The following is a 19,604-nucleotide window of genomic DNA, read 5'->3' on the forward strand; positions in this document are numbered from 1 at the left end:
AAAGATTTAAGAAATAGGGTAAGCTCGGCCCGAAGTCCACACAAGTAGGGGCGTCCGAGCCCGCCCCTCCCCCTCTGTCCCGCAGGAGACCGACCTTGACCCGACCCTCCGCAGACCCGGCCGCGCCCGGCCCGGCTCCCCTCCGGCCGCTGAGCGTCCACGTGTACCACCACACCCACTGGGACCGCGAGTGGTGGGGCACCCGCGAGCGCTTCCGATTCCGGCTGATGCACACCGTGGACGCCGTGCTGGGCGCCCTGGACGCCGACCCGGCCCTGACGTGCTTCGTGCTCGACGGCCAGACCATCATCCTGACCGACTACCTGGAGGTGCGCCCGGCCGAGCGCGAGCGCGTGAGTGACCTGATCCGCGCGGGGCGGCTGTTCGTGGGCCCGTGGCACATCCTGCCCGACGAGTTCCTGGTGAGCGGCGAGGCCACCATCCGCAACCTGTGGCTGGGCCGCCGGGTGGCCGCCGCGCTGGACGTGCCGCTGAGCGGCGTGGGCTACCTGCCGGACCAGTTCGGCCACACCGCGCAGATGCCGCAGATCCTGCGCGGCTTCGGCATCGACAGCGCCGTCGTGTGGCGCGGCTTCGGCGCCCCGCCGCTGGGCGGCGACGACGGCGACGGCGAGGTGGGGCACGACATCTACCGCTACGCGCGCTCGCGCGACCCGCGCTTTCCGGCCCGCACCCAGAACGAGTTCTGGTGGGAAGCGCCCGACGGCACGCGGGTGCTGGGCATCTACCTGCCGCTGGAGTACTACCGCAGCCATCACAAGGAGCGCGCCGATGACCCCGAATTCACCCGCGACCAGACGCACGGCCGCGCCCGGCGCACGCTGGCGCACCTGGGCGCGTACTCGGCAACCGGGGTGGTGCTCGAACCGCTCGGCGGCGACCACCTGCCGGTCGACCCGCGCCTGCCCAGGCTCCTGCGGGAGATCGGCGCGGAGCTGGACGGCGAGGGCGTCACGTACCGCCTGTCCTCGCTCGACGCGTACGTGGCCGCGGTGCGCGAGCACGAGGAGCGGATCAGCGTGGTGTGGCCGGGCGAGGGCCGCGCGTTCGGGCGCAAGGCGCACCTGCTGCCCGCCGTGCTCAGCGCCCGCATGCCCCTCAAGCAGCGCAACGCCCGCGCCCAGAGCGAACTCGAACGCTACGCCGAGCCGCTCCAGGCCCTCGCGGGCGCGCTGGGCGAGCGCCATGAGAGTGACTACCTGTGGCACGCGTGGGACACACTGATCCAGAACCATCCCCACGACTCGATCTGCGGGTGCTCGACCGATCAGGTGCACCGCGAGATGGTCACCCGCTTCGACGAGGCCGAGCAGGCGGCGGCGGTACTCGCCGAGGACGCCCTCGGCAGCGTACTGGCGCGGGTGGATACGGCTTTCGCGGGCGGGGGCCAGGTGATCGGCGTGTTCAATCCGCTCAACTGGCCGCGCAGCGAGCTGACGACCGCCCTGCTCAGCCCCCACCTAGAGATCACCCCGGAGGGCTGGGCACTGCACGACGAGCACGGCAGCGAGGTGCCCTTCCAGGTGCAGGTCCATCGTCACCCCACCGACAAGTCCGAGCCGTGGAGCTGGCTGCCGCGCGCCGGCCACCGCAGCCATGACAACGACGTGTTCACCGCCGTGTCCTTCGTGGCGACGGACGTGCCGGGAATCGGGTACCGCACCTACGCCCTGCGGCCGCGCGACGTGTATACCCCGCAGGAACGCGTGCGGCCCTACGCGGTGGCCGGGAACGTCGCGCTGGACAAGGGGCACCACGCGGCCGAGCTGCAGGTCGGCCCCGGCACCCTGGAGAACGCCCACCTGAAGGTGACGGTGGAGCCGGACGGCAGCGTCACCCTGCTCGACAGAGCCAGCGGGCAGACCTACGCCGGCCTGAACACCTTCGATGACGGCGGCGACAACGGCGACACCTACAACTACGCGTGGCCGCTGGGCGACCAGATCCTGAGCAGCGCCGGGGCCACCGTGCGCACGGAGTGGGTCGAAGTCGGCCCCGCCCGCGCGACCCTGCGCGTGACGCGGCGCTGGGCGCTGCCCGCCGGCCTCAGCGCGGACCGCCAGAGCCGCAGCGCCGACGACGTGCCCTTCGTCATCCACAGCGACCTGACCCTCACGCCCGGCGCACGGCGGCTCGACATCCGCACGCACGGCGAGAACACGGCCCGCGACCACCGCCTGCGCGCGCTGTTCCCGCTGGGCGGCCCGGCCACCATGTCCAGCGCCGAGAGCCAGTTCGCCGTGGTCGACCGGCCCACCGCGCTGCCGGACGATCAGCGCGGAAGCAGCGAGCCGGCGGTGCACGAGCACCCGCAGCAGAGTTTCGTGAGCGTCTGGGGCGGCGTGCGCGGCCTGACGGTCGCCAACCGCGGCCTGCCGGAATTCAGCGCCGGCGAGGACGGCACACTGCGGCTCACGCTGCTGCGCTGCGTGGGCTACCTGTCACGCGACGACCTGCTGACCCGCGTGGGCGGGGCCGGCCCGACCATCCCCACGCCGGACGCCCAGCTGCTCGGGCCCTTCGAGGCCGAGTACAGCGTGATTCCGCACGCAGGCACGTGGGACGACGCGCAGGTGTGGCAAGGCGCGCACGCCTTCAACGCGCCGCTGCGGGCCCAGGCGCGCACCAGCCAGGTGCTGCCGCTGCGGAACGCCCACCGCGACGAGGCCGTCACCCTGCCGCCCAGCGGCCAGCTGGTGGATCTGGACGGCGGCGTCCTGCTGAGCGCGCTGAAGCGGGCGGAAAATGGGGAGGCACTGATCGTACGCTTTGTGAACCTCAGCGCCGCGGCGCGGGACGCCACGCTGCGCGCCCACTGGAGCGTGCGCCGCGCCGCGCGCGTGGATCTCCGTGAACACGAGCTGGCCGAGCTGCCGGTGGCGGACGGCACCGTGACCGTCGCGACCCGCCCGTGGGAGATCGTCACGGTCGCGCTGCACCTGGAGGCCCGATGACCCCACCGACCCCCGACATGCCGACGCTCGCGCTGCTGCACACCACGCCCGTCACCCTGGGTGACCTGCCCGCACGGGTGACGGCCCAGGCCCCGCACGTGCGCGTCATCAACGTGCTCGACGACAGCCTGCTGGCCGACGTGATGGCCGCCGGGGAGGTCACGCCGGCCGTGCACGCCCGCCTGCGCGCGTACCTGCACGCGGCGCAGGACGCCGGCGCCACGGCGGTCATGACGTGCTGCTCGTCGGTGGGGGCGGCGGTGGACGCCCTGGCGGGCGAGCTGACCCTCCCCGTGCTGCGCATCGACCGGCCGATGGCCGCGCAGGCGTCCGCCCTCGGCCGGCGCGTGGGCGTGCTGGCGACCGTCGCCACCACCCTGGACCCCACCGCCGACCTGATCGAGCGCGAGGCCGCGGCCGCCGGACGCGCCGTGCAGGTCACCCGCCGGCTGGTGGAGGGCGCCTACGCCGCCCGGCTCGCCGGCGACGGCGAGGAGCACGACCGGCGGGTGACGGCCGCGCTGCGCGACCTGCGGGGCGAGGTGGACGTGATCGTGCTGGCCCAGGCGAGCATGGCGCGGCTGCTGGCCACCCTGGGCACCGAGCCTACAGAGGGCAGCGGCGTGCCGGTGCTGAGCAGTCCCGACAGCGGCGTGGCCGCCGCGCTGCGCGCCGTGGAGGAGTGCCATGTCTGACGTGATGCCCGGGACGTCGCCGCTGACGGATCTGCTGAGGCCCGCCCAGCGGGATGGTTACGCGGTGGCGGCCCTCAGCGCGCGCTACCGCGCGTGCGTGCGGCCGGCCCTGGAGGCCGCTCTGGAGCTGCGCAGCCCGGTGATCGTGGAGATCAGCCAGCGCGAACTCGGGTGGTTCGGCCTGTCGCCGCGCGACTTCCGGGACGCGCTGGAGGCGGCCGTGCGCGACCTGGACTTCCGGTACCCGCTGGCGCTGCACCTCGACCACAGCTGGGAGCCGGCGGTGATCCACGCGGCCATCGACGCGGGCTTTTCCAGCGTGATGATCGACGCGTCCGCGCAGCCCTTCGAGGAGAACGTGCGCCAGACGCGCGACATCGTCACGTACGCCCACGCGCGCGGCGTGAGCGTGGAGGCCGAACTGGGCAAGCTGACCACCACCGACCAGCTGGAAACCGAGGGAGACGAGGCGCTGTACACCGTTCCCGAGGAGGCGCTGGAATTCGTCGAGCGCACCGGCTGCGACGCGCTGGCGGTGTCCATCGGCACGGCGCACGGCGTGTATCCGGTCAAGGACCCGAAGATCGACTTCGAGCGGCTCGAAGCCATCCGCGCCCTGCTGCCCGAGGTGCCGCTGGTGCTGCACGGCGGGAGCGGCCTGCCGGCGGCCACGGTCCACCGCGCGATTGCCCTGCCCGGCGGCGGCGTCTCCAAGATGAACGTCGCCACGGACCTCGAGAACGCCCTGCTGGCCGCGATGGGAGGCCTGCCGCGCATGACCAGCGCCGAGTTGGACGCCCTGGAGCCGGGCGTGCGGGCCCTCGGCCTGGCCGCCGTGAAGGCCGAGGCAAAGGACAAGATCGAGCACTTCGTCCGCTCGGCGGGCCGGGCAGGAACATGACGGGTGTAGATTCCGACCCCACCGAGCGCTTCTGTACCGACCAGCGTCCGTCGCCAGGCAGGTGAGCTGTTGTCCCGTCCTCCAGCTTCCTCCACCCCTCCCTCCCTCCAGACCCTGAATGGCGCGTGGGAACTCGCGCCCTCGCTGGACGAGCAGTGGCGCTTCCGGGGACTGCACACTGGCGCGCCGCAGGCGGTCGGAGCCTTCGCGCGCACCGCGTGGATGCCGGCGCGGGTGCCCGGCTCCGTCCACGCCGACCTCCTGCGCGCCGGCGTGATCCCCGACGTCCGCGTGGGCCTGCACAGCGTAGAGGCTGAGTGGGTGGCCGCCCGCCAGTGGGTCTACCGCCGCACCTTCCGGGTCGACCTGCCGGCCGGTGGGCGGTTGTGGCTGCGCTTCGGGGGCGTGGACTGGGCCGCCACCGTGTTCCTGGACGGCGAGGAACTGGGCCGCTTGGAGGGCGCGCAGGCCACCTCACGCCTGCGGCTGCCGGACCTGGAGCGCCACACCAAGCACTCGTTGGTCGTGGTCCTCGACGCGCCGCCCGCCGGACAGGGCCAGCTGGGCCGCACCAGCCAGACCCGCACCCTGCGGCCCCGCTACGGCTACTGGTGGGACTTCTGCACCCGGCTGATCCAGGTCGGTCTGGTGGGTGACGTCACGCTGGAACGCGACGGGGGCGCCGCCCTGCTGGACGTGGCGGCGCTGGTCTCGCTCTCGGCGGATGGCCGCCGGGGGCAGGTCCGGGTGGACGTGGCCCACGACGGCGCGGAGGATCTGCCTGTGACGGCGACCCTGACGCATCCGGACGGCCGGCAGGAGACCCGGACGGGACGGGCCGATGACCTGTGCTTTGACCTCGCTGAGCCGCAGCTGTGGTGGCCGCGCGGCCTGGGGGAACAGCCGCGGTATCACTTGAGCGCCCAACTGGACGGCAGCGCCCCCGTCTCCTGCCGCTTCGGGGTGCGCGACGTGCAGCTGGTGCACAACGCGGCCTCGGCGGCGCGGGGGGCCATGCCGTATACCCTTCAGGTCAACGGGGTGCCGGTCTACGCGCGCGGCTTCAACGTGCTGCCGGTGGACATGACGGCGGGGATGGACGGCGCCCCGGAGCGCGAGCGGGCTGTCATCGAGTACGCGGCGGCGGCGCACGCCACCCTGCTGCGCTTTAACGGCGTGGCCCCCTTCGCGTCCCAGACCATGCTGGAGGCCTGCGACGACCTCGGGGTGCTGGTGTGGCAGGAACTGCCCCTGACCTCGAGCGGCACCGACAACGTCCCGCCGGCCCTGGAGACCTTCGGGTCCGTACTGGACGCTGGCCTGCCACCCCTGCTGCGGCGGCTGCACGGCCACCCGAGCGTGGCGCTGCTGGGCGCCGGGAACGAGCTGACCGGCGCCGACCGGCGTCCTGTCCACTCCGAGCACCCCACCATCGCCCACATGCTGACCCACGTGCGGCGCGCGGGGCTGACGCAGCCGTTCATGCCCACCTCGCCGTCGGGACCGACCTACGACCTGGACGAGACGGTGGCCCGCACGCGACCAGAGGACCTGCACGACGTCCACGGCCCGTGGCATTACCGGGGGGTGCGCGACTCGTACCGGCCGCACGCCATCAGCCGCGCGCTGATGCACTCCGAGTTCGGCTGCCAGGCCCCGGCGCGGGAGCGCTCGCTGCGCCGCTTCGTCCGGCCCGACCCGTGGCCGATGGACGACCGCGTGCCCGAGGTCGTTCACCATGGCGAGTGGTGGCTGATGCGCCACCGCGTCGAGGAGGTGTTCGGACCGGTGGCCGACCTGCGGCGCTACGTGCTGCTGGGGCAGGCAGCGCAGGGCGACGTGCTGCGCCACGCCCTGACCTGGAACCGCTCGCGGGTGGGCGAGTGCAGCGCGGCGCTGGTGTGGCAACTGAACGAACCGTGGCCGAACGCCCACAACACCGCCGTGCTGGAGTACGACCTGTCGCCCAAGCTGGCGTATTACCGCTGCCGCGAGGCGAACGCCCCGTACGCCCTGCACTGGGGCCTGGACGCGCCGGTGGCTGCAGCCACGCTGACGCTGCGCCCGGCAGTGCTCGCGGACACGCCGGGACGGGGGCGGGTGGAGCTGCGGCAGCTCACGCCCGGCGGCACCTGCGTGTGGGAGCGGCACCTCGACGTGACGTGGCCCGGCGAGGCCACGTCTCTGTCACTCCCCATCATCGGCGAACCCACCCTGCTGCGGGGCCGCGTGCTGGACGACGCCGGAGCGCTGCTGGCCGAGAGCGAGCAGTGGGTGGCGCCGGACCGGCCCACCCCCTTCGCCGCCCTCGCTGACCTGCCCGACACGCGAATCCACGTGGACACGGACGGCTCACAGCTCACCGTCACCAACGCCGGGCGGGTCGCCGCACCGTGGCTGAGCCTGGAGGCGCTGGAGGACGGCCTGGAAGTCTTCTCGGACAGCGGCTTCACGCTGCTTCCTGGCGAGTCGCGCTCCGTGACGGCAACGTTGCGGGGTCTGGATGGGGCGGCCCGGCCCTTCACGCTGTCGGTTCAGGCGGTCAACGTGGCCCCGGTCCACGTGGAGGTCACTCCATGAGCGTGGATGCCGCGCCGGACTGGGGCGGCACCACGCGGCTGGCCGCCGAACAGACCGGCGTTGTCTTCTCCAGCTGCGTCGCTCAGGAGGCGGTCGTGCCCGCGCCCCGGCTCAGCGTCCTCGGCCCGCACGCCGGCCTGTCGCTGTGCTCTCCGTCCACCTGTGACTCCTCAGCCCTCACGCCTCCGGAGGTCTCCCCATGAACGTTGCCCTGAACACCGCATCCTTCGCCTACCGCCAGACCGGGTACCGGGGCGGCGACTGGGGGGTGGCGTGCCGCACCTCGCGCGAGCATTTCAGCCCGCCCGCCACCTTCCGGGGCCGCATCGCCGAACTGCTCGACGAGGTGCGCTCCCTCGGGTACCACGACATCGAGCTGTGGCACTTCCACCTGCACCAGCGCTGGTGGACGCCCGGGCACGTCAACGCCCTGCAGGACGAACTGGGGCAGCGCGGCATGCGCGTGGTCGCGTACTGCGGCGGCGTGGGCGATGATCTGGACGAGGTACGGCGCGGCGTGGAGCTGATGACCGCACTGGACATTCCCCTGTTCGCCGGGGGCGGGGCGATGTTCTCGCGGGAGCGCCCGGAGGTCGTGCGCGTGTTCCGCGAGGCCGGCCGGGTCTTCGCCTACGAGAACCATCCCGAGCCCACGCCGGCGGCGGTGCTGGAGACGGTCGGCCCGGAGGACGCGGGCACGCTGGGCGTCACCATCGACACCGGCTGGTTCGGCACCCAGGGCTATCCGGCGGACGACGCCGTGCGGGCGCTGCGCGGGCGGCTCAGGCACGTCCACCTCAAGGACGTGCGCGCCGCCGGCACGCATGAGACCTGCGGCTTCGGCGAGGGCGTGGTGCCGCTGCGCGCGGTGGTGCAGGCCCTCCGGGAGACGGGGTACACGGGCGTGCTCAGCGTGGAACACGAGCCCGAGCTGTTCGGTCCGGGGCCTGACCTGGCGGCGGCGCGGCGACAGCTGGACGGCTGGCTGGCCGAAACCGCCCAGGAGCGCGCATGACGCCCCTGAACGTCGTGATCGTCGGCTGCGGGGTGATCGCCACACCGTATGCCGAGGGCTTCGCGGACTTCCCCACCCTGCGCCTGCACGGCTGCTTCGACGTGGACGCCTCCAAGCGGGACGCCTTTGCCGCCGCGCAGGGCTGCCGCCCGTACCCCTCGCTGGAGGCGGCGCTGGCCGACCCGGACGCCGACCTGATCGTGAACCTGACTGTCCTGCCGGCGCACTACGACGTGACGAAGCGGGCGCTGGAGGCGGGCAAGCACGTCTTCTCGGAAAAGCCGCTGGCGGCCAGCAGCGCCCAGGCGCAGGAACTCGTCGCCCTGGCGCGCGACCGCGGCGTGCGGCTGGGCTGCGCGCCAGTCACCCACCTGGGACATGCCCAGCAGCGCGCGGGGCAGGAACTGCGCGCCGGGCGCATCGGGCCGGTGCGGGTCATCTACGCCGAGGCGAACCACGCGCGGATCGAGACGTGGCACGGGGCGCCGCACTCGTTCTACCGGGTGGGGCCACTGCGCGACGTGGGCGTGTATCCGCTGGGCGTCATCACCAGCATCTTCGGGCCGGCGCGGCGGGTGTGGGCCTACGGCACGGCCGTGAAACCGGAGCGCGTGACCAAACGGGGCGAGCCCTTCGAGGTGGAGGCGCCCGACTGGTACGTGGCGGTGATCGAGCTGGCGGCGGGGCCGGTGGTGCGCCTGACCGCGTCGTTCTACGTGACCGACCGAGGCAAGCAGCCCGAGGCCATCGAGTTTCACGGCGACGATGGGCAGCTCTTCCTGGCCCACTGGTTCAGCCCGAGCGCCGCGCTGGAGGTGGCGGCCTTCGGCCAGGGGTACGCGCCGCTGGAGGACTTCACACCGTCCACGCAGGAGTTCCGCTGGGCGGTCGCCCTGGACGAGATGGCCCGCGCCATCGCGGAAGGGCGCCCCCACCGCGTGTCCGGCGAACAGGCCGCGCACCTCGTGGAGATCCTGGAAGCCGCACACCTCAGCATCGAGCGCGGCGGCGCGGTGGAGCTGACGACCACTTTCACGGCCCCCGAGCCCCTGCCAGGTGGGCCGGGGCCGGTCGCGTGACCACGCCCGACGCGGCCCACCTGGCGCCGACCCGCGCCGCTCTCCGGGCCAGGCCGATGCAGACGGTGTTGGACCTGCGGCACGGAGGACAGATGGTCTCCGGGTGCGGCACCGGGAGCCGGAGCGAGACCGTGGCGGACGGGCGCGTGGTGACGCACCACGTCCTGTGCGGGCGCGGGCGGGCTGACGCCGACGCAGGTGCCGCGCCGTGACGCTTCTCGAGGTCGTGCCCGGCGTATGGCGCCACACCAGCACCGCGCACACCTACGTGCTGCGGGCCGGCGGCGACGCGGCCTTGCTGGTGAACGTCGGGGACGGCTCGGTGCTGGACGAGCTGCCGCAGGTGGGCCTCCGGGCGGTCGCTGCCGTGCTCACCCACAGCCACGCGGACGTGGCGGGCGGGGCCGCCCGCGTGAGCGCGCTCGGCGTGCCGGTGTATGCCCCGGACTCCGAGCGTCCGCTGCTGGACCGCCCCCAGGACGTCCTCGCCGCGTGGGCCGGGGACAACACCTACGACGGGCGACCGCTGCACCTGGGCGTGCCGGAGGCCGTCCGGACGCTCCCCCTGCGCGACTACCGCCCGCTGACCTTCGGGGACGTGAGGCTCACGCCTCGGCCCGCGCCCGGTCCGTCGCCCGGCCACAGCACGCTGCTGTGTGACGTGGGCGGCGCCCGGATCGCCTTCACCGGAGCGCTGCTCTCGGGCGCCGGGCAGGTGCCGCGGCTGTCGGCCACCATGTGGAGCTACAACGGCGGCGAGGGCCTCGCGGGCAGCGTCCTGTCGCTGCTCGACCTGCACGCGCAGGAGCCCGACGTGCTGCTGGGCGCCTTCGGGCCGCCACTGGAGCGCGGCGCGCTGGAGACCACCGCCCAGGCCCTGCTGGACCTGATCCGGCTGCGGCGGCACAACCCCCGGTTGCTGGAGCTGCGCGCCCGGCCGTACGAGGAACTGCGGCCGTGGCTGCTGCTCAACCGGACCAGCGTGGCGCAGAGCTACGTGATTCGTTCGGCGGGCGGCCGTGCCGTGCTGATCGACTTCGGGTACGACTTCAGCTTCGGAGTGGCGCCCACCACCGGGCGCGACGCGCGGCGGCCATGGCTGTACACGCTCTCCACGCTGTTTGCGGACTCCGGCGTCCGGCAGATCGACGCGGTGATCCCCACCCACGCCCACGACGACCACGTGGCGGGCATCGGGCTGCTGCGGGACGTGCAGGGTGCGGGGCTGTGGGCGCCGGAACCGCTGGCCGACGTGCTCGCGCGGCCCACCGCGTACCGGCTGCCCTGCCGCTGGTTCGAGCCGCTGCCGCCGGACCGCGTGCTGGCCCTCGAGCAGCCGGCCTTCTGGGAGGAGTTCCGGATCACGCCCTACGCCCTGCCGGGCCACGCCCGGCACGCGGTCGCCGTGCTGGTCGAGGGCCACGGCGAGCGCGTCCTGTTCACCGGCGACCAGTACGCCGACGCCGACGGCCTGGGGCTGAACTACACGTACCAGAACGACGTGCTGGAGGGCGACTATGTCGCGGGCGCTGCCCTGATCGCGCGCCTGCGGCCGTCGCTGCTGCTCAGCGGACACTGGCCGCCGGTGGTGCCTGACGACGCGTGGCTGGCCCAGGCCACGGAGCGGGGCGAGGCGCTGCGCCGCGCGCATGCGGATCACCAGCCCCACACGTCGCGCATTGGCCTCACCACCTGTACCGTGGGCGGCACGCTCGAAATCGCCATCGCCAATCCCGCCGCCATGGACTTCCACGGCGAGCTGGCCGTGGGCGGGCACGGCCCGCAGCCCATCACCGTCCCGGCCGGAAGCGAGGTGCGGGCCGGGTTCCCTCTCAGCGGCCTGGTTCAGACCATTCCCATCGTGCTGCGCGGCCCGCCGGGCGAGCCGCCGGTGATGACCTACGCCGTGCCGGCGCCGTCCGGTCCGTCCACTTCCGTTCCCTGACGATGCGAGGAGAGTCATGCTGGCCAAGTGTGGTGTGATCGAAGGATTCTACGGCCCACCGTGGACGTGGGCGGAGCGGCACGACATGCTCGATTTCATGGCCGCGCAGGGGCTGGGCGCCTACCTCTACGCGCCGAAAAACGACCCCATCCACCGCAACCGCTGGCGCGAGCCGTACACCGCCGTGGAGTGGCAGGCCTTCGGGCAGCTCGCCGCGCGGGCGCGGACGCACGGCACCGAGTTCATCTTCGGCCTGAGCGCCGTGGGCTTCGGCTACACCCGGCCCGGCGACCTGGAGGCGCTGCGCCACAAGATGGTGGGCGCGCGGGCGCAGGGCATCGAATCGTTCGCCCTGCTGCTCGACGACCTGCCGGACCGCTTCGACCATGGTGAGGACGCCGCCGCCTTCGGCACGCTGGACCACGCCCAGGCATGGCTTGCCAACACCCTCGCCGCCGACGCGCCGGGGAGCTTCTCTTTCGTGCCCACCGAGTACCACGGGTCCGGCGACAGCGCGTACCTGCGCGGCCTGGGGGAGCACCTCGACCCGGCCATCGGCGTGTTCTGGACGGGCCGCGACATCTGCTCGCCCACCCTGGACGCGGCCGACCTGCGGGCGGTGACGGCCGCGCTGCGCCGCGCGCCGCTGGTGTGGGACAACGTGCCGGTCAACGACCTGGACATGCGCTTCGATCCCCACCTGGGACCGCTGACGGGCCGCGCGCCGGACCTCGCGGCGCACGCGGCCGGGTACTTCGCCAATGCCGGCGAGCGCCCCGAGATGAGCAAGCTGACCCTGCACACGGTCGCCGCCTTCCTGCGGGAGCCCAGCGCGTACGATCCTGCCCGCGCCGCCCGCGAGGCCGCGCAGGCCCTGACCGCCACGCCGGCGGAGGCCGAGGCGCTGCTGCTGCTCGCGGATCTGGCGCGGCGCAGTCCGCTGCTCCCGGGCCACGCGCTGCACCACGCGCTGTGGCCGGCGATCGACGCGTTCTGGGCCGCGCGGGGCGGCCCTCCGGCCGGAGCTGGCCCGGAGCTTGACGGCCGCCCGGCTCCCCACGCCGTTTCGCCGGACGAGGCGCCTCTGCGCCGCGCCGCCGTGACGCTGGAGCTGGCCGCCGAGACGCTGGCCCACCTGACCAACACAGCCCTGCGCCGGGAACTGGCCCCGTGGGTGCACAAGCTCGCCGGCTGGGCGCGGGTGCTGACGTACGCGCTGGGAGCGATCGACCACCCGCACGACGCGCGGGCGCGCGAGTACGTGCTCGAGGAACTGCCGCGGGTGCGCGCGAACATGCACTGGGTGGCGGGCGATACCTTCGACCACTTCGCGCGCGGCTGCGTGTGGGCCGCCGAGGCGCAGGCCACTCCACCGGCCATGGAGCGCGCGTGACGCCTCCGCTCTCCGACCAGGCCCGCCCACGGGCGGAGGCCGTCGTGGTGGGCAACGGCAGCCCACTGGGCCTGCTCGGCTCCAGCACCGCGTACAAGCAGGTCTGGGCGCGCGACTCGATGGTGTGCACGCTGGGTCTGCTGCTGTGCGCCGACCCAATCGGCTCGCAGATCGCCCGGCAGTCGGTGCGCACGCTCGCGGCGTACCAGTCACGGCTGGGCAACATCCCGCACAACGTGGGCTTCAGCGGCGTGCCGGACCCTGCGCTGATCGCCCACGGCGGCGCGCTGCACGGCGCCGGGGCGGACGGCGAGGTGGAGGTCGTGGTCGACACGGCCCACGCCGGCTGCATCGACAACAGCCTGTGGTTCATCCTGGGCAATTACGCCATCTGGCGCGCCGACGGCGACGTGGCGCGCCTGCGCGGCGTGTGGCCGCACGTCCTGCGCGCGTACACGTGGCTGGAATACCAGGATTCCAACGGGTGCGGCCTGCTGGAAGTCCACGAGGCGATGGACTGGGCGGACCTGTTCGCCAACCGCTACAACTCGCTGTGGCCGAACGTGCTGTGGTACGCCGTCCACCGCGCCCTCGCGGACCTGCGCGCCGCCCTGGGCGAGGACGCCGCCCCCGACCTCGCCCGCGCCGAGGACATCCGCTTCAAGATCAACACCCTGCTGTGGGTCGGCGCAGAGGTCACGAAGGACCTGGACTGGGTGGCCGCGCACCGCAAGGAGTGGCTCTACCCCATCTCGCTGACCACCACCGTGCTGCAGGAACGGCCGTACTTCCTGCCGTACATGGCCTTTCGCGGGTATGCCGACCGCTTCGACACCTTCGGGAACCTGCTGGCGATCGTGTTCGGCGTGGCGTCGCCGGTGCAGACCGCGAAGATCCTGGACTACATCGAGTCGGCGGGCGTCAACCAGCCGTGGCCGGTGCGGGCCATCCACCCGCCGGTGCAGCCGGGCGACTCCGACTGGCGCGAGTACTACCGCCTGCGCAACCTGAACCTGCCCGACCAGTACCACAACGGCGGCGTGTGGCCGATGATCGGCGGCTTCTATGTCGCCGCCCTGGTCGCGGCCGGCCGCCACGACGAGGCGCGGCGGCAACTCGGGCGCCTGGCGGAACTCAACCACCTGTCGAGAACGCCGGGCAGGGACTGGGACTTCACCGAGTGGGCGCACGGCGTGAGCGGCCGCCCCAGCGGCTTCGCGGGCCAGAGCTGGTCGGCGGCGATGTACGTGTACGCCCACGAGGCCGTGGGCCGCGGTGATGTGCCGTTCTTCGGGGGCTGGGCGCAGGGCGGGGGGGCGACGTGAGCCCGGACGACCTGCCAGCCGCGCTCGCCCGGGTCGCCCGTGACGTGTACGCCCGGCACCTCAGCACGTCCAGCGGGGGCAACGTCAGCCACCGCCACCCGGGCGGCTTCCTGGTGAGCGGCACCGGGCGGGCGGGCGCGCGCCAGACGGCGGACGACTTCGCGCTGTGCGGCCCGGACGGCGCGCACGTGAGCGGCCCGGCGCCCAGCAAGGAGGCGGGCTTCCACGCGGCGCTGTACCGCCAGCGCCCCGATGTCCACGCCGCTGTGCACGTGCACGCCGACGCCTCACTGGCGCTGTCGTGTCTGGCCGAGCCGACGTCCGGCAATGTCCTGCCGATCCTCAGCTCCTACGCGGTGACCACGGTGGGGCGCGCGCCGCTGCTGCCGTACCATCCTCCCGGTTCGGCCGCACTTGCCGCGGCGGTACACGCGGCCTGCGTGGGCGCGAACGCGCTGCTGTTTCAGAACCACGGCGTGCTGGTGTACGCCGAGACCCTGGAGCAGGCGCTCGACCGCCTGGAGGAGCTGGAACAGCAGGCCCGCGTGTGGCTGCTCACCCGCGGGCAGGCCCGGGTGCTGTCGGAGGCGGAACTGGCCGCCGCCAACCATGCCGCGGGCCACCGCTTCCACGTCCCGGCCGGGGAAGCGCGGCCTCGCCTGCGCGCCGACCTGCACGGCTGGTCACCGTGAGTCCGGCCGCGGGGCCGCTGCCGCTCGGCGTCGTGGCCGACGACATCACCGGCGCGGGGGACATCGGCGGCCTGCTTGCGAAACACGGGTACGTGGTGCGGATCGTCTCGGCCGGGGCTGACTGGGAAGCGCTCTCGTCGCGCCTGCTGCGGGAGCGCACCGACGCCCTGATCATCGACACCGACTCCCGGCTGATCCCCCCGCAGGACGCTGCCGCGCGGGTGCGCCGGGCCACCCGGGCCCTGCTCGCAGCCGGCGCCCAGACGTTCTGGAAGAAGACGTGTTCGGTGTTCCGCGGCAACGTGGGCGCCGAGTTCGACGCCCTGCTGGACGAGCTCGGCGAGGAGAGCGCCGTCGCCGTGGCCGCCTTTCCCCGGAACGGCAGAACGACGGTTCACGGTAAGCACCATGTCCGCGGCGTGGCCCTGCCGCAGACCGAGTTCGCCCACGATCCTTTTCACCCGCGCACCGACGCCGATCTCGTGAGGGATCTGGGTCGCCAGACGTCACGGGGCGTGGTGGGCCTGTCTCTGGAAACGGTGCGCGCCGGGCCACACGCGCTGGCCACCGAACTCACGCGGCTGAGGGCAAAGGGGGCCGGGTACGTCCTGTCGGACGCTGAAACGCAGGGCGATCTGCGGGCGCTGGCGGTCGCCCTGAGCGGGGCCCGGGTCTTCCTGGGCTCGAGCGCCCTGGCCGAGGAGCTGCCGCCCCTGTGGCCGCCGGTGGCACCTCCCGGGCCGCCTGAGGGGATGAGGGTCGACCATCCTCGCCGGGTGGTGCTGGTTGCGGGCTCGGTCATGCCCCAGACACGCGCCCAGATCGCTGCCTTCCGGGCGGGCGGCGGCGCCGAATTCGTGCTTGATCCGGAGCACGCACTGACGGCGCCAGGCACGGCGGTGACCACGCTGGCGGGGCAGGCGGGCGCCGTTCTCGCATCCGACCAGCCGGTGCTCATCCGCACGCCCCAGGAACCCGGCGACGTGGTGGCGGCCCGGGCCCGCGGCCTCGACCTGGGGCTGGAGGCCTCGGAGGTCAGCCGCCGGCTGTCTGCTGTGCTGGCAGGGGCCGCTGCCGAGGCGGCGCGGCAGGGCGGCGCGGGCCGCCTGATTGCTCTGGGCGGCGATACCAGTGCGGCGCTCACCCGCGCCCTGGGCGTCACACACACCCTCGTGCTCCGTGAACTCGAACCCGGCCTGCCCCTCACCTACGCTCCGGAGCAGCGGGTCCTGCTGGTACTGAAGTCCGGTTCCTTCGGCAGCCCGGACTTCTTGGCAGTTGCCCTGGACGCGCTTGAGCAGCCGGTCACGGGGTACGCCGAGCACTGAACGCGCCGGCATGGTGCAGACCGGTGATGGTGGTGACAACAAGGGGGTTGTAGGAATGCACGCGGCCCGGCATTCGCGCCGCCTGCGGTCCCTGCATTTGACTGCATGTCACACCCCGCTAGGAACGGCGCCACAGCTACTTGGACAGCGCTGTTGAACTCAGACGCGCCGGTGGGGCTCCTCCCATTCGATCCTCGCGTCCAGTGCGTGGCTGGGCCAGTACAGATGGATGCGGTACCTCCGCCTGGGAAACGCTGTCCTGGCACGACGCTCATCGTCGTTTCTTATTGATCATCGATGTTTGCCCCTCTGTTGAAATCAAAACAGGCAACGGTCGGCGCACGTCAGCCGCTTTGGCAGACGCTGGATCATCCCTCAGAGAACGTGCGTCGTGAATCGACCGTAAGCGTCTCCCGGGCCTCCATGACCCCCTGTGTTGGGATCGGTGCGGGGCGGCAGATTGCGCGGCACGGCACGTGGCGGACACTCCAGCGCTGCGGCCTGCCCACACGGTTCTGTTTGAACGGTCTTCTGTAGCTCAGCGTCCGCGACGTGCGCCGGCTCCCTTGTAAAGCGCCGCTGGCCGGCCGGAATGTGTGTGCCATGGCGTCAATTGATCGCCCCATCGCTGTGACCGGTGCGGGAGAGCAGGCCGCCGTCATCGCAATCGAAGCAACCCGGATGCATGAGTTGACTGACACTGCATACCGCGCTATGTTGAAGAAATCAAAGGCGGCCTCCCGGTCGCCTTTCTCTGTTGCAGGCCAGCGCGCCCGTTGCATTCGCGCTTCCACTCACCGCATAGGAGTGGGGCGGGTGTGGCACGGTATTCGCGATGGGACGATGAAGGAGCATCGGTAACGCTGATGGCCGTGAGCCACGGCCCGTCAGGCGCGGGCACGGAGCAGGGCCGCATGGATCACGGTGAGGAGATCCACGGCGTACTGATCGAGCGTCCCGCTGATTTTCGCCGCCGCCGCCTCACGGGTCGCCGTCTTGATGTCCGGTTGTCCGGCGATCAGGCCGGCGCGCAGCAGGGCGTACTCGTTCACGCTCAAGCGCTCTCTCAGCAGGAACTGCAACGTTTTCATGGCCGCCTCGACCTGGACTTCCAGCGGACCGTCGTCGCTGGCCGCCTCGTCCAGGCTCGGCATGTACGCCGGCCCGGCGCGGCGCTCCCGCGGCGCAATGATCCCCTCCGGCTCGTCGGGGTACTTGCCTTCGGTGTCCTTGATCACGTCGACCAGCAGTGCCGAACGGCTTCTGGCCCGGTACCCGCGCGCCATTAGCTGGTTGAACTTCGCCAGCCGCGCCTCCACGTGGGCTTCACCGTATTCGGTGATCAGTTTTCGGGCGACGGCCGCGCTGACCTGCACGGCGGTGAGCGCCGCGACCAGCGCCGAGTCGGGCAGCCGTGGCTGGCCGGCCGCAAAGGTGTATGTGAGCAGCTGCTGGACGCCGCGGCCGGTATACACCGCGCTGCTCAGGTACTGACGATCGATCAGCTCATCGTGGGCGCTCTTGAGCTGGATCCGGACGCGGGTCGGTTTGCGCTCCAGGATCTTGCAGGCCTCCGCCCACTCGGTGACGCTCACCGTGAACTCCATCAGGGGCTCGTCCGGGCTGAGCGGGTTGTACCGCCGCGCGTCGATCAGGCGGTACAGCGCGCGCGTCAGGGGACGCTCCAGGCTGGTCAGGAATTCCAGGTCGAGCGGTTTGGTGTACTGCGCGCGGATGGACGCGACGATCGGATCGGCAAGCCGGATCGTGATGGCGCTGCTGCTCGACAGCTCCGTCTGATCGCTGTCACTGGTGTACTCGAAGTCCGCCAGGTAGTTGAACGTCGCCGTCGTCCAGCGGCCGCGGCCGTGGTCACGCCACGCCTCCGAGGCCTTGTAGGTGGTGCTGCGGAGGCGCAGCAGCGTCTGGTTGAGGATCTGGTAGTAGCGGCCCGAGGTATCGAGGCCCGCCCGCGTGAGGATCTGGTAGGGCGTCGTGTGGATGCGTCCGTCGCCGAGCGCCCCGGCCTCCACGTAGAGATCCATCAGGGCCGTGGCGATGTCGCCGTCCAGACCATGCGGCACGCCGCCGACATCCGGCGAGCCGATGCAGGTCAGCTTGGCAGGCCGGCCGTCCACCTGGAAGTTCACGGTCCAGGTCGTGAAGTCCGCCGGGATGCGCTCCTGGATACTGATCAGGCCCAGACGCGCGACATTGGCTTCCTCCATGCGGGTCAACTGCCCCGCGGGCTTGGGAGCCTGCTTCTCCTGAGTCTTTCTCCGCGCCACCCCGGCCTCCTGTGTCTGAGACCAGATGATAGAGCACATCCATGCTGCTTCGGCACACATGCACGGACCGACAGATCTGCCGTGCAGGCACTCGGATTCGTCCAGCACGCCAAACACTCAGTGCCCCACACCTGCAGGCATATCGGACATCTCTGACCTTTTGAGGAGGGTGATGCTGGAGCGGTGGCACTCGGGTATCGGACATCTCTGACCTTTCGGACGCCAGTTGCCCTCCTCTCCCCTCCCCTGACACAGTCCAGGCGATGTGGCAACCGGGCTGTCCGCGATGCGTGCTGGAGGGCGTTCCACCCGCGTTGAACGTTCTGCCTGCTCCTCGCCGGCACGGTATCGGACATCTCTGACCTTTTGAGGTCAGCTGGTCCTGGACCGGAGGGACGCAGGTATCGGACATCTCTGACCTTCACCCGTAGCTCGTGCCTGTGGGCATCGGCCAGGTCGGCAGATTTGCTGGTCGACCCTGATGCATCGGTGACCATTCCTGGGGTGGCGACGACTATCGGACATCTCCGACCTTTTAGGGCTCCAGCTATCGGACATCTCCGACCTTTTGGCACTGCGGTATCGGACATCTCTGACCTTTCCGGTGGTCAGGCTACCGGACATCTCTGACCTTTTCGGGCCTCAGGTATCGGACATCTCTGACCCTTTGCCGCCTGCCGTGTCGGACACCTCTGACCTTTCGGTGCTCAATGGGTCGGACATCTCTGACCTTTCATCGCTGAAAGTATCGGTCATCTCTGACCTTTACACCAGAATAGTGCGTCCAGCACGCGCCGAGCGCCGCGCCTTGATGATGATTCATCAGTGTATTTAAAATCTTTTACATCTCTAAAAGAATCAAACATCATCGCCATGCTCACCGAGGTTCGCGGTGTCTGAGTGAATACCGGCTTCGACCGGCGGCGTTCGCAACTCACCACCGTGAGATGCGGCGTGCTCCTGCCGTGGACACTCACCACTGCAGCCGACGTCTCCCATGGTCACTACACTCTTTTCCAGTATCCCAGTTCGGTGTGACCGCTCAATCAAGGTCGTCACGACTCCCGGCCTTCGGCATGCAAGCTCTCAGGATATCCCAAGGGCCATCCCAGCCACTGGGTTGGTCGTGACGGGGTCATCGCGCGTCACCACCGCCACTGGGCCGCACGAGACTTGACAGGGGGCCAGGACGACCTCTGACGCGGTGCTCATCCTGTCTCCCCCACCTGGGTTGACTCCTCTAGCGCGATTGGCTTCACGGCACCAAGGTGAAACCATGCCCTGCTGTGAGGTTTGCACGTGGCCACGGGTCCTGTACCCGACGGCGTGCTGCGTCCGGGCTCTTGGATGCACAACGACCGGTCAATGCCCCCAAGGGCCTGATCAGC

Annotated in this window: 13 protein-coding genes; 12 read left to right on the forward strand and 1 reads right to left on the reverse strand. The window is 71.5% G+C overall.

Annotated elements, in window-relative coordinates; genetic code table 11:
* The first annotated feature begins 95 nt into the window (after window positions 1-95).
* From HNQ07_RS17195 to HNQ07_RS17250, 12 genes are all read left to right on the forward strand, one after another.
* Window positions 96-2,975, forward strand: a complete 2,880-nt coding sequence (locus HNQ07_RS17195; protein WP_184114028.1) for an alpha-mannosidase — start codon at window positions 96-98, stop codon at window positions 2,973-2,975.
* Window positions 2,972-3,670, forward strand: a complete 699-nt coding sequence (locus tag HNQ07_RS17200; protein WP_229832102.1) for an aspartate/glutamate racemase family protein — start codon at window positions 2,972-2,974, stop codon at window positions 3,668-3,670. Before HNQ07_RS17195 ends, HNQ07_RS17200 begins: the two co-directional genes overlap by 4 nt.
* Window positions 3,663-4,571: a class II fructose-bisphosphate aldolase gene (locus tag HNQ07_RS17205; protein WP_229832104.1), complete on the forward strand. Its 909-nt coding sequence runs from the start codon at window positions 3,663-3,665 to the stop codon at window positions 4,569-4,571. Before HNQ07_RS17200 ends, HNQ07_RS17205 begins: the two co-directional genes overlap by 8 nt.
* A gap of 69 nt (window positions 4,572-4,640) precedes the next feature.
* Complete coding sequence (locus HNQ07_RS17210; protein WP_184114030.1) at window positions 4,641-7,151, forward strand: glycosyl hydrolase 2 galactose-binding domain-containing protein; 2,511 nt, start codon at window positions 4,641-4,643, stop codon at window positions 7,149-7,151.
* Window positions 7,148-7,354 (forward strand): hypothetical protein, encoded by a 207-nt coding sequence (locus HNQ07_RS17215; RefSeq protein WP_184114032.1) that lies wholly within the window; start codon window positions 7,148-7,150, stop codon window positions 7,352-7,354. The genes HNQ07_RS17210 and HNQ07_RS17215 overlap by 4 nt, the downstream gene beginning before the upstream one ends.
* Window positions 7,351-8,166 (forward strand): sugar phosphate isomerase/epimerase family protein, encoded by an 816-nt coding sequence (locus tag HNQ07_RS17220; protein ID WP_184114034.1) that lies wholly within the window; start codon window positions 7,351-7,353, stop codon window positions 8,164-8,166. The genes HNQ07_RS17215 and HNQ07_RS17220 overlap by 4 nt, the downstream gene beginning before the upstream one ends.
* Window positions 8,163-9,245, forward strand: a complete 1,083-nt coding sequence (locus tag HNQ07_RS17225; RefSeq protein ID WP_184114036.1) for a Gfo/Idh/MocA family protein — start codon at window positions 8,163-8,165, stop codon at window positions 9,243-9,245. Before HNQ07_RS17220 ends, HNQ07_RS17225 begins: the two co-directional genes overlap by 4 nt.
* Before the next feature lie 208 nt (window positions 9,246-9,453).
* A complete protein-coding gene (locus tag HNQ07_RS17230; protein ID WP_184114038.1) occupies window positions 9,454-11,190 on the forward strand; it encodes an MBL fold metallo-hydrolase in 1,737 nt (578 codons plus the stop codon).
* 16 nt (window positions 11,191-11,206) lie between these two features.
* Window positions 11,207-12,583 carry a beta-N-acetylglucosaminidase domain-containing protein gene (locus tag HNQ07_RS17235; protein ID WP_184114040.1) on the forward strand — a complete coding sequence of 459 codons (1,377 nt, stop codon included), beginning with the start codon at window positions 11,207-11,209 and terminating at the stop codon, window positions 12,581-12,583.
* Complete coding sequence (locus HNQ07_RS24435; protein WP_184114042.1) at window positions 12,580-13,908, forward strand: amylo-alpha-1,6-glucosidase; 1,329 nt, start codon at window positions 12,580-12,582, stop codon at window positions 13,906-13,908. The genes HNQ07_RS17235 and HNQ07_RS24435 overlap by 4 nt, the downstream gene beginning before the upstream one ends.
* Window positions 13,905-14,600, forward strand: a complete 696-nt coding sequence (locus HNQ07_RS17245) for a class II aldolase/adducin family protein (protein WP_184114044.1) — start codon at window positions 13,905-13,907, stop codon at window positions 14,598-14,600. The genes HNQ07_RS24435 and HNQ07_RS17245 overlap by 4 nt, the downstream gene beginning before the upstream one ends.
* Window positions 14,597-15,928 carry a four-carbon acid sugar kinase family protein gene (locus tag HNQ07_RS17250; RefSeq protein WP_184114047.1) on the forward strand — a complete coding sequence of 444 codons (1,332 nt, stop codon included), beginning with the start codon at window positions 14,597-14,599 and terminating at the stop codon, window positions 15,926-15,928. Before HNQ07_RS17245 ends, HNQ07_RS17250 begins: the two co-directional genes overlap by 4 nt.
* Before the next feature lie 887 nt (window positions 15,929-16,815).
* Here HNQ07_RS17250 and HNQ07_RS17255 read toward each other — a convergent pair.
* Window positions 16,816-18,216, reverse strand: a complete 1,401-nt coding sequence (locus HNQ07_RS17255; protein WP_184114049.1) for a replication initiator protein A — start codon at window positions 18,214-18,216, stop codon at window positions 16,816-16,818.
* Window positions 18,217-19,604 lie beyond the last annotated feature (1,388 nt).

Source organism: Deinococcus metalli (assembly GCF_014201805.1).
In the GTDB taxonomy this organism is placed as follows: domain Bacteria; phylum Deinococcota; class Deinococci; order Deinococcales; family Deinococcaceae; genus Deinococcus; species Deinococcus metalli.